At 67.5% G+C, this 12,000-nt stretch carries 16 protein-coding genes; 3 read left to right on the forward strand and 13 right to left on the reverse strand.

Annotated features, from left to right (window positions below; all coding sequences use genetic code 11):
- Positions 1 to 70: 70 nt before the first annotated feature.
- From ACVWYO_RS08125 to ispG, 6 genes are read right to left on the reverse strand one after another with little or no spacing between them, the layout of a single operon-like run.
- Positions 71 to 421, reverse strand: a complete 351-nt coding sequence (locus ACVWYO_RS08125) for a TfoX/Sxy family protein (protein ID WP_457349724.1) — start codon at positions 419 to 421, stop codon at positions 71 to 73.
- Entirely contained in the window at positions 421 to 900 is a 480-nt protein-coding gene (locus ACVWYO_RS08130; RefSeq protein ID WP_457349726.1) for an N-acetyltransferase family protein, read from the reverse strand. The genes ACVWYO_RS08125 and ACVWYO_RS08130 overlap by 1 nt, the downstream gene beginning before the upstream one ends.
- On the reverse strand, positions 897 to 1,805 hold the full coding sequence (locus ACVWYO_RS08135; RefSeq protein ID WP_457349728.1) for a DMT family transporter: 909 nt from the start codon (positions 1,803 to 1,805) through the stop codon (positions 897 to 899). Before ACVWYO_RS08135 ends, ACVWYO_RS08130 begins: the two co-directional genes overlap by 4 nt.
- Positions 1,806 to 1,807: 2 nt before the next feature.
- On the reverse strand, positions 1,808 to 2,188 hold the full coding sequence (locus ACVWYO_RS08140) for a type II toxin-antitoxin system VapC family toxin (protein WP_457349730.1): 381 nt from the start codon (positions 2,186 to 2,188) through the stop codon (positions 1,808 to 1,810).
- Complete coding sequence (locus ACVWYO_RS08145) at positions 2,185 to 2,430, reverse strand: AbrB/MazE/SpoVT family DNA-binding domain-containing protein (RefSeq protein WP_457349732.1); 246 nt, start codon at positions 2,428 to 2,430, stop codon at positions 2,185 to 2,187. The genes ACVWYO_RS08140 and ACVWYO_RS08145 overlap by 4 nt, the downstream gene beginning before the upstream one ends.
- 36 nt (positions 2,431 to 2,466) lie before the next feature.
- Positions 2,467 to 3,609, reverse strand: coding sequence for a flavodoxin-dependent (E)-4-hydroxy-3-methylbut-2-enyl-diphosphate synthase (gene ispG, locus ACVWYO_RS08150; RefSeq protein ID WP_457349734.1), 1,143 nt, complete (start codon positions 3,607 to 3,609; stop codon positions 2,467 to 2,469).
- A 102-nt stretch (positions 3,610 to 3,711) separates the two neighbouring features.
- Here ispG and ACVWYO_RS08155 point away from each other — a divergent pair, with 102 nt between their 5' ends.
- From ACVWYO_RS08155 to ACVWYO_RS08165, 3 genes are all read left to right on the forward strand, one after another.
- Positions 3,712 to 4,851 carry an acyltransferase family protein gene (locus ACVWYO_RS08155; protein WP_457349735.1) on the forward strand — a complete coding sequence of 380 codons (1,140 nt, stop codon included), beginning with the start codon at positions 3,712 to 3,714 and terminating at the stop codon, positions 4,849 to 4,851.
- A complete protein-coding gene (locus ACVWYO_RS08160; RefSeq protein ID WP_457349736.1) occupies positions 4,851 to 5,765 on the forward strand; it encodes an isoaspartyl peptidase/L-asparaginase family protein in 915 nt (304 codons plus the stop codon). Before ACVWYO_RS08155 ends, ACVWYO_RS08160 begins: the two co-directional genes overlap by 1 nt.
- 207 nt (positions 5,766 to 5,972) lie before the next feature.
- Positions 5,973 to 6,848, forward strand: coding sequence for a S1/P1 nuclease (locus tag ACVWYO_RS08165; RefSeq protein ID WP_457349738.1), 876 nt, complete (start codon positions 5,973 to 5,975; stop codon positions 6,846 to 6,848).
- A gap of 9 nt (positions 6,849 to 6,857) precedes the next feature.
- Here the strand turns inward: ACVWYO_RS08165 and ACVWYO_RS08170 are convergent, their stop codons facing one another.
- The 7 genes from ACVWYO_RS08170 to tolR form a co-directional block, all read right to left on the reverse strand.
- Complete coding sequence (locus ACVWYO_RS08170; RefSeq protein ID WP_457349740.1) at positions 6,858 to 7,127, reverse strand: hypothetical protein; 270 nt, start codon at positions 7,125 to 7,127, stop codon at positions 6,858 to 6,860.
- The gene (locus tag ACVWYO_RS08175) at positions 7,114 to 7,329 is read right to left on the reverse strand and encodes a toxin-antitoxin system HicB family antitoxin (RefSeq protein WP_457349742.1); all 216 of its coding nucleotides are present in this window, start codon (positions 7,327 to 7,329) and stop codon (positions 7,114 to 7,116) included. The genes ACVWYO_RS08170 and ACVWYO_RS08175 overlap by 14 nt, the downstream gene beginning before the upstream one ends.
- An 11-nt stretch (positions 7,330 to 7,340) precedes the next feature.
- Positions 7,341 to 8,243, reverse strand: a complete 903-nt coding sequence (locus ACVWYO_RS08180; RefSeq protein ID WP_457349743.1) for an SPFH domain-containing protein — start codon at positions 8,241 to 8,243, stop codon at positions 7,341 to 7,343.
- Between the two features lie 285 nt (positions 8,244 to 8,528).
- Positions 8,529 to 9,035, reverse strand: coding sequence for a peptidoglycan-associated lipoprotein Pal (gene pal / locus ACVWYO_RS08185; protein WP_457349745.1), 507 nt, complete (start codon positions 9,033 to 9,035; stop codon positions 8,529 to 8,531).
- A gap of 101 nt (positions 9,036 to 9,136) precedes the next feature.
- A complete protein-coding gene (gene tolB / locus ACVWYO_RS08190; RefSeq protein ID WP_457349747.1) occupies positions 9,137 to 10,534 on the reverse strand; it encodes a Tol-Pal system beta propeller repeat protein TolB in 1,398 nt (465 codons plus the stop codon).
- 10 nt (positions 10,535 to 10,544) lie between these two features.
- Positions 10,545 to 11,540 (reverse strand): cell envelope biogenesis protein TolA, encoded by a 996-nt coding sequence (locus ACVWYO_RS08195; protein ID WP_457349749.1) that lies wholly within the window; start codon positions 11,538 to 11,540, stop codon positions 10,545 to 10,547.
- On the reverse strand, positions 11,537 to 11,974 hold the full coding sequence (gene tolR, locus ACVWYO_RS08200) for a protein TolR (RefSeq protein ID WP_457349751.1): 438 nt from the start codon (positions 11,972 to 11,974) through the stop codon (positions 11,537 to 11,539). The genes ACVWYO_RS08195 and tolR overlap by 4 nt, the downstream gene beginning before the upstream one ends.
- Positions 11,975 to 12,000 lie beyond the last annotated feature (26 nt).

A 12,000-nucleotide genomic window follows, 5' to 3' on the forward strand; every position in this document is an offset into this window, starting at 1 on the left:
ACAGGCGCCGGTCTCGGTGAGACACCCCCCACCCCCTGCCCCTCCCCTGAAGGGGAGGGGTGGAAGCATGTTAAGTCCGCTTCTTCTTAACCGGCGCGCGCATCCCTGCCGCCACACCGAGCGCCGCCCACTCCCGCAGCGCATCGGCGTCATCGTAAACATCGTCGGGCGCGCGACGATAGTTCATCGAGCCTTCGCGCCCCTCGCCCATCGTGTAGGTGAAGCGCGGACACCCCGCGGCGTCCCACACCGCATCGCTCGTCGCATCGGCCTTGATCCACAGCACGTCCTCGAAGGCGATGGCGAAGATCGTGCCGTCGAGATAGAGCGTCGCTCCGCCCATCATCGCACGCTTGGTCACCGTGCCCATCGGTGCGAGCGCTTCCTCGATCCAGGCGATCAGGCCCGAATCGACCGCCATCAGCCCTGCCCCGCCAGCTTGGCGAGCGCATCGCCGGTGACGCGGTAGACGGTCCATTCCTCCATCGGCGCGGCGCCCATCGAGCGGTAAAAGGCGATCGCCTTCTCGTTCCAGTCGAGCACCGACCATTCGAAGCGCGTGCAGCCGCGCGCAACCGCGAGCGCCGCGAGATGCTGGAGCAGTGCCTTGCCGACGCCGGCGCCACGCGCCTCGGGCGTGACGTAGAGATCCTCGAGATACAGCCCGCGCCAGCCGGTCCAGGTCGAGAAATTATGGAAGAACAGCGCCATCCCGACGGGCTTGCCGTCGAGTTCGGCGATCACCGCTTCGGCCGCGGGGTGGGGGCCGAACAGCGCGTCGTGGAGCAGCGGCTCGGTCGCGACGACCTTGTCGGCAGCGCGCTCGAACTCGGCAAGTTCGCGCACGAGATGCAGGATCAGCGGCACGTCGGCTGCGGTGGAGGGACGAATCTGGATCATGCGGCGGCCTCGGTTTGTGGAGCGGGTGCGGCATGGCCGCGCACGGCGAGGACGCATCCCAGGATGATCAGCGCCGCGCCGAGCGCGGTGTAGAGCGAGACGGTCTCGTGGAAAACCCACCAGCCGAACAGCGACGCCCAGACGAACGCGGTATATTCGACCGGCGCGAGCACCTGCGCTTCGGCATGGCTGTACGCCCAGGCGAGCGCCATCGCCGAAATCGATCCAAGCACAGCCGCGGCGCCGATCGCGGGAAGCTGCGCGGGGGTCGGCAGCCCGGCGAACCACGGCGCGCCGAGCAGCAGCAAACCGCTGAGCACGATGCTGGTGAACAGCGCGACCTCGAGCGGATCGGCGATCTGTGCCTGCTGGCGCAGCAGGATCAGGCTGTAGGCGTAGAAGATCGACGCGGCGAAGATCGCGAGCGAGCCGAGCACATGCGCGGTCGAGGCGTGCCCCTGCACCTCGCCCGCAGCAATGATCAGCACACCAAGGCTCGCCACGATCGACCCGAGGATCGCCGCGCGCCGGATCGTCTCGCCGAGCAGCGCGGCGGCGAAATAGAGCGCGATCAGCGGCGCGAGGAAGGTCAACGCCACCCCCTGCGCCATCGGCACGCGCACCAGTCCCCAGAAGAACAGCAGCACCGAGAAGCCTGCGGTGCCCCCGCGCAAGGCGTGCAGCCGGAGCGCCGCCCGCCCCGGAAACGGCCGCCGCCGCAGCACGAAGATCGTGCCGAGCAGGATCACGCCGACGACCGAGCGCCACAGCACCGCCGAATAGGCGCCGCTGGTAATGCTCAGGCCTTTCATCAGCACGTCCATCGCCGAATAGGTCGCGATGCCGGCGGCGGCGACCGCGAAAGCGGCAGCCGCACCCACCTTCTTTGCAGTTGGCACGAGCATATTCAGCGGATCAGACGAAGATCGAGACCGATATCGACGCCGGCGAGTCTACGGTCTCCGGTGTAAACGATCGCGCGCCGCTCGGCGGCAAGCGCCAGACAGGCACGATCGCCGAGCGAAATACCCGCCGCCTTGGTAGCGGGCCGCAAATCGGCCGCAGCAATCGCGTGATCCATCGTAAAAGGAACGACGTCGATCTCGAGGCCCTTCAGCAATGTAAGAACGCGCTGCGTCTTATGGCCCTTGTCTGCCGCGCGCTGGAACGTCTCGGACGCGTTCACCGCAGAGAGGGCGCTTCCGCGCATGACCGGGATCACGATCTCCGCACCCGCCTCATCCAACAGTACCGCGAGTATGGCGGACGCGTCGAGAACGACGCTCACTCCTCGCGCCAGTCGCTCGCACGCTCGCGCAAGAACTGATCCACCGAATAGTCGCCACCGGTCATCGCGCGGAACGCCTGCTGCGCCTCCCGGACGACTTGCCCGTAGGTTTTCAGCGATATTCCCCCATCGCCGCTTTTGGAGAGCACCAGCGAGTCACCGTCGGCGATCCCGAATTCGCGGCGCAATTCCGCGGGGATGACGATCTTGCCGCCAGCAATCACTTTGGCATGATAGGTCATGTCAGGCCTCCCGAGACCTGACATATACCATAAGACCTATTCCGCCGCCACAGCCACCGGGGCCGCTGCCGCCACCGCCGCATCATGCGCCTCGATCGAGGCCGCCTTTTCCTCGACCAGCTTGACGATATGTTCGAGCATATCCTCGGAATTGACCGTGTGATCGGTCACGCCCGACAGATACACCATGTGCTTGCCGTTACCGCCGCCGGTGAGCCCGATATCGGTCTCGCGGGCTTCGCCCGGGCCGTTGACGACGCAGCCGAGCACCGACAGCGACATCGGCGTGCGAATATGCTGGAGCCGCTCCTCGAGCGCCTGCACGGTGCGGATAACGTCGAAGCCCTGGCGCGCGCACGACGGGCACGACACGACGCGCACACCGCGGTTGCGGATGCCGAGCGCCTTCAGGATCTCGAAGCCGACGCGAACCTCATCCTCGGGCTCGGCCGAAAGCGAGACGCGGATCGTGTCGCCGATGCCGTACCACAGCAGCGAGCCGATCCCGATCGACGACTTGACCGTGCCGCCGACGAAACCGCCGGCCTCGGTGATGCCGAGATGCAGCGGGCAATCGACCTGTTCGGCGAGCTGCTGATACGCCGCGACCGCGAGGAAGAAGTCGGATGCCTTCACCGCAACCTTGAACTCGTGAAAGTCGTGGTCCTGCAGGATCTTGATGTGATCCATCGCCGATTCGACCAGCGCATCGGGGCACGGCTCGCCGTACTTTTCGAGCAGGTGCTTCTCCAGCGACCCGCCGTTGACGCCGATGCGGATCGCGCAGCCGTTCGACTTGGCGGCGTCGATCACTTCCTTCACGCGGCTCGCTGAGCCGATATTGCCGGGGTTGATGCGCAGGCACGCAGCGCCGGCATCGGCGGCTTCCAGCGCGCGCTTGTAGTGGAAATGGATGTCGGCGACGATCGGAACGCGGCTCGCGCGGACGATCTGCTTCAATGCGGCAGTGCTCTCCACGTCGGGGCACGACACGCGGATGATGTCGACGCCGGCATCCTCGCAGCGGCGAATCTGGTCGATCGTCGCCTTGACGTCGTCGGTCGGCGTGTTGGTCATCGTCTGGACGGTGACGGGCGCGTCGCCGCCGACCGGCACGTTGCCGACCATGATCTGGCGGCTCTGACGACGGTTGATGTCGCGCCACGGGCGGAGGGACATGGAGAAACTTCCTCTGGTTGGTCGCGCCCATATAGCGACGATCCGCAGCTTCCGAAACCGCTAGAGTTTGCTCAGCCGGGCACATCGCATTAGGGCCGCGCGATGGAACGCCATTATGGTCTGGACTGGTTGCGCATCGGCGCGTTCGCGCTGCTGATCCTCTATCATATCGGCATGGTGTTCGTGCCGTGGGGCTATCACGCCAAGACCGCGCAGCCGCTGCCGTGGGTCGCGATCCCGATGCTCGCGGTCAACAGCTGGCGGTTGCTGCTGCTGTTCGTCGTGTCGGGCTATGCCAGCCGCGCGCTGCTGGTGCGCGGGCCCGCGACCGGGCATTTCGCGGTCAACCGCACGTGGCGGCTGATCATCCCGTTGCTGTTCGGCGTGATCGTCGTCGTCCCGCTGCAGCCGTGGGTCGAGCTCATTACGCAGCGCGGCTACCACCATGATTTCGGCTATTTCCTGCTCCACGACTATTTCAGCTTCCGCGTGGTCAACGGTCTCGCGCTACCGACCTGGCAGCATCTGTGGTTCGTCGGCTATCTGTGGATCTACACGATGGTGCTTGCGGTGCTCGTTGCCGCGATGGGGCAGCGCAGCCTGCAGCGTGGCTTCGATCGCGTGTTCGGCGGGGCGCTGGTATGGCTGGTCCCCGCGGCGTGGCTGGTGCTGGTCAGCGCGTGGCTGTTCCCCGGGATCGGGCCGAGCAACGATCTGGTCGGCGATTCGGTGAGCCATGTGCAATACCTGCCCGCCTTCCTATTCGGCTTCGCGCTCGCCGGATCCTCGCCGGCGCTGGCGACGATGCGACGGCTGTGGCCGTGGGCGCTGGCGGTCGGGATCGCCTGCTACACGATCGTCGCGGCGACCGAGTTGCGCTGGCCCAACAGCTCGATGCCGACCTGGCCGTGGGGAATCCTGTTCGCCAGCGCGCGCGCGGTGCAGGGCTGGAGCATGATCGTCGCACTGATCGGGTTTGCCGACAGCCATCTCAACCGCGACCTGCCGTGGCGCCGCGTGCTGACCGAGGCGGTGTTCCCCTTCTACATTATCCACCAGACGATCATCGTCGGGGTCGAGGGCGCGTTGCTGCCGTTCGGCCTGCCGCGCTTCGTCGAGTTCGGCGTGCTGGTCGTGACGACCCTCGTCGGATGCTGGCTGTTTTACGCGATCGGCCGCGAGATCGGCTGGCTGCGTCCGCTGATCGGGCTGCGGCCCTTCCCCCAGACGAAAGAGACGTGATGAGCTGGACCTTGGTACTCCATGGCGGCGCGGGGCAGATGACACGCGATACCGTCACGCCGGCGCAGGCCGAGGGCGCGCGCGCCGCACTCGGGCGCGCGCTCGATGCGGGCGCAGCGGTCCTCGTAGCGGACGGCGCGGCGCTAGACGCGGTCGAGGCGGCGGTGCGCGTCCTCGAGGACGATCCGCATTTCAACTCGGGGCGCGGCGCGGCGCTGACGCACGCGGGTGTCGCCGAGCTCGATGCCGCGATCATGGACGGGCGCGACCGGAATGCTGGCGCGGTGGCGGGGGTGACCGCGACGCGCAATCCGGTCAGCCTGGCGCGAGCGGTGATGACGGACAGCCCGCATGTGCTGCTGAGCGGCGCCGGGGCCGACGCGTTTTCGGTCGAGCAAGGTTGCGAGCCCGCGACGCAGGACTGGCTCGTACTGCCCGAGCGGCGCGCGCAGCTCGACGAGATGATGAAGGATGGCGGCGCGTTCGACGTCGACATGAAATACGGCACGGTCGGCGCGGTGGCGTGCGACGTGCACGGCCATGTCGCCGCCGCCACTTCGACCGGCGGCGTGACGGGCAAGCGCTGGGGGCGGATCGGCGATTCGCCGCTGATCGGGGCGGGCACCTATGCCGATGATCGCGCCGGCGCGGTGTCGTGCACCGGCTCGGGCGAGTTCTTCATTCGAGCCAACGTCGCGCACGAAATCTGCGCGCGGGTGCGGCTGGCTGGCGAATCGCTGGAAGCGGCGGTCGAGACGGTGTTGGCCGAAGTGACGGCGCTCGGCGGAACCGGCGGCATCATCGTCGCGGGGCCGCAGGGGGAAGCGCTGTGGCGCTTCTCGACGCCGGGCATGTACCGCGCGCGCGTCGACTCTACCGGAACCCGCGAAGTCGCGGTGTTCGGCGACGACTGACCCCAATCGCTCTCCCTTTGGGAGAGGGAGGGAGCCGCGTAAGCGCCGGAAGGGTCAGGGTGACCGGGTGCGATACGACGGCAGCGTGCGAAAGCCGCCGCGCCCTCACCCTTCCCACGCCTGCGGCGCGGGCCCCTTCCCTCTCCCGCTGGGAGAGGGAGAAGATCTTCGCTTTCGCCGCGCAATCGAGCCGACTAAAGCACTCCCATGACCAGTCTTCGTCGCGTTCGCCCCGGCCTTGCCGTTGCCGCCACCCTGCTCGCCGCGGCGACCGCTGCGCCCGCGTCAGCCTATTGGGAATATGGCCATCAGACGATCGCGCAGATCGCCGACGCCAACGTCCGCCCCAAGACACGCGCCGCGATCCGCGCGCTGCTCGCGCATTCGGAATTGCTCGGCACGCCCGAATGCAAGGCCTCGAACATCTCCGATGCCGCGGTGTGGGCCGATTGCATCAAGCCGCTCAAGGGCCCCGACGGCAAGGCGCGCTTCGGCTATGCCTATAGCTGGCATTATCAGGACGTGAACATCTGCCACCCGTTCGACCTGGTAGCGGCGTGCAAGGACGGCAATTGCGTCTCGGCGCAGATCACCAAGGACGTCGCTCTGCTCAAGAACAAGCGCGCCCCGCTGCACGATCGCGTCCAGGCGCTCGCCTTCTTGGTCCACTTCGTCGGCGATCTGCACCAGCCGCTGCATGCCGGAGAGAAGGACGATCAGGGCGGCAACAAGGTGCTCGCGAGCTATGGCGGCTACGGCACCGCGCGGCTCAACCTCCACAGCATCTGGGACGGCTATCTCGCCGAGCGCGCGATCACCAGCGGACCGCCGATCGTGCGGCGCTATCCGGCGGCGGTGCGCGCGAAAATCGCCGCGGGCGACGTCACCGACTGGAGCCGCGAGAGCTGGCAGGTCGCGCACGACGTGACCTATGCAAGCGTGCTGGCGGATCCCTGCGCGCCGACCCCGGCGCACGTCACGATGGACGAGGCGACGATCGAGAAGGACGTGCCGATCGCGCGGCTCGAGGTCGAACGCGGCGGGCTGCGCCTGGCGAAACTGCTCGACCAAGCGCTCGGCTGACGGTTCCGCTCAGCCGCGTACGCCCCAGCGCCAGTGCCATCCGCCCTTGGTCTTGCGCACCGCGATCACGGTGAAGACAGCGAACAGCGCTACGCCAATCGCGACCTGCGCGATCCGCTCGTGCACCAAGCGAATGTCGGCAACGAGCAAGGCAGCAAAGGCAAGCGTCAGCGCCCAGCCCTGCCACGTCACCGGCGTCGCGCCGATGCCGAACAGCTTGGGCACGAACCAATAGCCCGGCTCGGCCCGGTAATGGTCGATCACATCACGCGTCTGCATCGTCGTCCTCCTTGGGTGGGCGCCCGCGTCGGGGCGGATTGGGCGCTTCGAGTTTTACCCCCCGCTTCGCGAGCGCCTCGCGCAGCAGGCATTCGAACTGGGCGTTGACGCTCCGCAGATCGGCCGCCGCAATCCGCTCGATCGCCGCGTAGAGCGCGGGATCGAGTCGGAGCGCGAACGCTTTCTTGGGGGGAGCCGCCACCGTCCGACCCGTTACTGGTAGAGCGAACCGGCGTTGACGACCGGCTGCGTGTCACGCTCGCCGCACAGCACGACCATCAGGTTCGAGACCATCGCGGCGCGGCGTTCGTCGTCAAGTTCGACGACGTTCTTCTCGCTCAGCAAAGCGAGCGCCATCTCGACCATCCCGACAGCGCCCTCGACCAAGGTCTTGCGCGCCGCGACCACCGCCTGCGCCTGCTGGCGGCGCAGCATCGCGCCGGCGATTTCGGAGGCATATGCGAGATGCGTGAAGCCGCATTCGTCGACGGTGATCCCCGCCGTCGCGAGCCGCGCGATCAACTCGGCGCGCAGTTCGGCACCGACCTGATCGTGATTGCCGCGCAGCGTCACTTCCTGATGCTCGAAATCGTCATAGGGATAACGCGCGCCGATCGTGCGCACCGCCGCCTCGATCTGGACGATCACGAACGCCTTGTAATCGTCGATGTCGAACAGCGCCTGCGCGGTGTCGGTGACGCGCCACACGACTTGCGCGGCGATCTCGATCGGGTTGCCGCGCAGGTCGTTCACCTTCAGCCGCTCGGAAATCATGTTGTTGGCGCGCAGCGAAACCTTCGTCCGCGCGAGCCAGGGTAGCAGCCAGCGCAACCCGGTCTTGCGGTCGGTGCCCTTGTACGCGCCGAACAGCGTGATGGCGGTCGCCTGGTTGGGCTGCTGCATGTAGAAACCGCAGGCGACAAAGGCGATGACGAGCGCCGCGATCGCAACGAGCACCCCGCCGAGCGTCGAATCGTCCTGCAGCAAGCTTGCCCCGAACAACCCGAACCCGAGCGCCACGACCGCCACGATCAGCATCGCATAGCCGCTCGACGTGGCTGCGGTGTGTTCGTGCGACAGCGTCAGTGCGGTGTTGCGTGTTGGCGACTCGACCATCAATGCCTCCCGTTAATATGATATCATATTTATATCGGGATTTGCGGAGAGGCAAGTCTATTCCCTCCCCCGTTCAGAGAGGGAGTGAGGAGCAAAGCGAAGGGAGGGGTAAGGGTGACGGACATGGCAAGGGCGACGCCAGCAAAGCCGGCGTCGCCCCTCATCCCCATCTTCGTCACCCCGGCCCCGTGCCGGGGTCCACCGTGCCGCGCATTCTACAAGGGCAGTACGCGCATCCAAGTGGAACCCGGGACAGGCCCGGGGTGACGGATCAGGAGTGGCTGTTCAGTTGAGCACGATCGTGACCGCGCGACGGTTCTGCGCCCAGCTGGCTTCGTCCGAGCCAAGCGCGATCGGGCGCTCCTTGCCGTAGCTGATCGTAGAAATCCGCCCCGGCGCGACGCCGCGCGCGGCGAGATAGTTCTTCGCCGACAGCGCGCGGCGGTCGCCGAGCGCGAGATTGTATTCGCGCGTGCCGCGTTCGTCGGCATGGCCCTCAAGGCTCACCGGAACATTGGCATAGCGCGCCAGCCACGTCGCCTGGCTGTCGAGGATCGCGCGCGCGCGGTCATCGAGGCTGTAGCTGTCGAGCGCGAAATTGACGGTGTTGCTCGTCACCGAACGCTCGAAATCGGCACGTGAGCCCGGAACGATGGCGCCCTGTCCGCCCGAGCCGTTCTGGTCGGTCACGGGGCCTGGTGCCGGCGGCAGCTCGGCGGGGCGCTTCTTGCTGCACGCGGTGGTCGCGAGCAATGCGGTGGCAATCAGCAACGTCGTGGTCAGTTTCGCCATGGCGGCTTCTCCCCAGGGGTAAAAGGTCGTTTCGGACACGAACCGAATGAAGCCAAGGGCTTCGCCCGGTCACAACCGTGAGTCAAACACTTCGCACGGTATCAGGGGCGTAACGGTCCCCAGGCGGGATCGGATCCATCGAGCACCGTCGGCACACGCCGTACATTGACGCCGGTGAGGTCGACCGACCACAGATCGGCGCGTCCGCCGCCGCCCATCCCCAAGCGGAAGAACATGATGACGCGGCCGTTGGGCGACCAGCTCGGCCCTTCGTCCTGCGCGCCATCGGTGAGCAACTGCTCGTTGCCGCCGGCCGGACTCATCACCCCGATGCGGAACGATCCGCCGATCTTGGTGTAGGCGATGAGGTTGCCGCGCGGGCTCCACACCGGGGTCGCATAGCGCCCGCTGCCGAAGCTGATGCGCTGCTGCGACGATCCGTCGGCATTCATCACATAGAGCTGCTGCGTGCCCGAGCGATCGCTCTCGAACACGATCCGTCCGCCATCGGGCGAGTAGGTCGCGCCGGTGTCGATGCCGGGGGAGTCGGTCAGCCGCTGCGGGCTGCCGCCCGAAAAGGCGACACGGTAGATGTCGGTATTGCCGCCGACCGCCATCGAGAACAGCACGAAGCGGCCATCGGGCGAGATGCGCGGCGCGAAGGTCAGGTTCGCGCTCGCGACGAGCAGCCGCGACGATCCGCTCGCCAGATCATAGACGTAGATCGCCGGGCGATCCTTAAGATAGCTCATATAGACGATCGAGCGCTGGTCAGGCGAGAAGCGCGGGGTGAGCGAGATCGCCTGGCCGTTGGTGAGGAAGCGGTGGTTGCCGCCGTCCTGGTCCATGATCGCGAGCCGCTTGATGCGCTTGCCCTTGGAGCCCGTCTCCGAGATGTAGACGACCCGGCTGTCGAAATAGGGGCCTTCGCCGGTCAGCTTCGAATAGACCATGTCGGCGCATTTGTGCCCCGCGCGACGCCATTCGCTTGGCGGGACGACGAACCCCTGCCGCGCGATCTCGGCGCGCGACGAGACGTCGTAGAGGTAGCAGCCGACCGTCAGCGTCCCGTCGCCATTGGCACGGACGAACCCCTGGACGAGCGCAGACGCGCCGGCCGGCCCCCAATAGTCGAAGGTCGGCGCGGTGACTTCGGGATAGGCGATCGGATGCAGCGCGTCGCCGCCGAGCGGCTTGAACAGGCCTGAATTGCGCAGATCGGTGGTGACGATTTCGGACAATTGCCGGCCGAGTTCGTCGGTACGGCCGGCGGGCGTGCTGACCGCCTCCGACGTCGGCATCACGGGGATCGCGATGCCGAGCGGCGCCGAGACGCCGCCGACGACATCGACGACGAGTTCGCCCTGCTGCTGCGGATTGACCGCACCCGGCGCCGCTGGCGCGCCCTGTGGTGCTGGCGCGGGTGGCGCGGTCTGGGCCTGTACGGCGCTGGCACTGGCCGAGGCCAATAGCAGCGCAAGAAGCGTCTTGGGGAGCATCGTCTAGTCCTCAGCCGGGGAGTTTGTAGCGCAGGATAAAGGTCTTCCACCCACGTGGCACGTCGTAAAGCTCTGCCGGCAATCCGCGCAGCGGTGCGCAGCCGGCAAAGGTCGCGATCGCGTTGCGATCGACCGTGTCGACATAGCGGCGATTCTCGTCGTCAACCCCGCCATGATCGTCCGACACGGTCGGCCGACCGGCGAGCGACCCGTCGCGGTTGAGCGACAGCCGGATCGTCACGACGATGCGCGACGCGCCGGGGCCGGGATTGACCTGGCGGTCGGCGCACGGCTGGACCTGACGGCGGATCGCCGACCCGATATCGGCCGCCGCCTTGGCGTCCATCGTCGCGCCGGGCGCGGCTTCGGACGCCTTCGCCTTGGACGGCGACTGCGTCAGGCCCTTGCGGAAATCGTCGTCGAGCAGCGAGCCGGTCGGCCTGGCCTTGGTCGCCTTGGGATTGGTGCCGTTTGCCTTCGCGGCTGCCGCCGGCCTGGCCGACGCCGCGCTCTTCGCTGGCGTGGCTTTGGCTGGCGCAGCCTTGGCCGGCGCTGGCTTGGCAGCGGGCTTGTCGGCCTCCTCCGATTTCTCGGCGGCGGGCTTCTTGGGCGCAGGCTTGGGCTTGGGTGCAGGCTTGGGCGGCGGCACCGCGTCGGGCTTGGGTGCGGGTTTGGGCGCCGGCTTGGGCGCGGGTTTCGGGGGCGCGGGTTTCGGGGGCACGACCGGTGCGGGCTTGGGCGGTGCAGGCTCGGGCGCGAGCTCTTCCGCTTCGGGCGGCGGCGCATCGGCGGGCGGGCCGGGGTCGGGCGCGGCCGACTGTGCGGGCGGCTCGGGCGCGGCCGGGGCGTGCTGATCGAGCGCGACATCGTCGACCAGCGAGACTTCGATCGGCTTGTTGGTCGGCGGCGGGGTGGGCGCGCTGCTCCAGGCAAGCGACAGGAGCGCGAACAACGCGACATGGCCGAGCACGGCCGCCCCGAGTCCGTATTGCTCCGTCCGCGTCATTGCCCGTCCTGGCCCACCGTCACCAGCGCCACGCGGTTATACCCGGCGCGGTTGAGCTCACCCATCACGCGCATCACATGCCCGTAATCGAGCTTGCGGTCGGCGCGCAGGAAGACTTGCGGCGGCTTGGCCGGATCGCCCTTGGCGGCGAGCTGCGCGAGCACGTCGGGGAGCGTGGCTTCGCTCAAGGGGTCCTTGTCGAGGAACAGCTTGCCCGCGCCGTCGAGCGAGAGAACGAGCGGCTTCTGGTCCTGATCGAGCGCCTTGGCACGGCTGTCGGGCAGCGTCACGGGCACGCCCGCGGTGAGCAGCGGCGCGGTGACCATGAAGATGATCAGCAGCACGAGCATCACGTCGACCAACGGGGTGACGTTGATCTCCGCCATCGGCGCGCGCCGCCCGCGGCCGCGCTGCGACGGGAGGTTGATCGACATTTACGCCGCTCCCACTTGCGGGAGCG

This window comes from Sphingomonas sp. UYP23 (assembly GCF_054059235.1).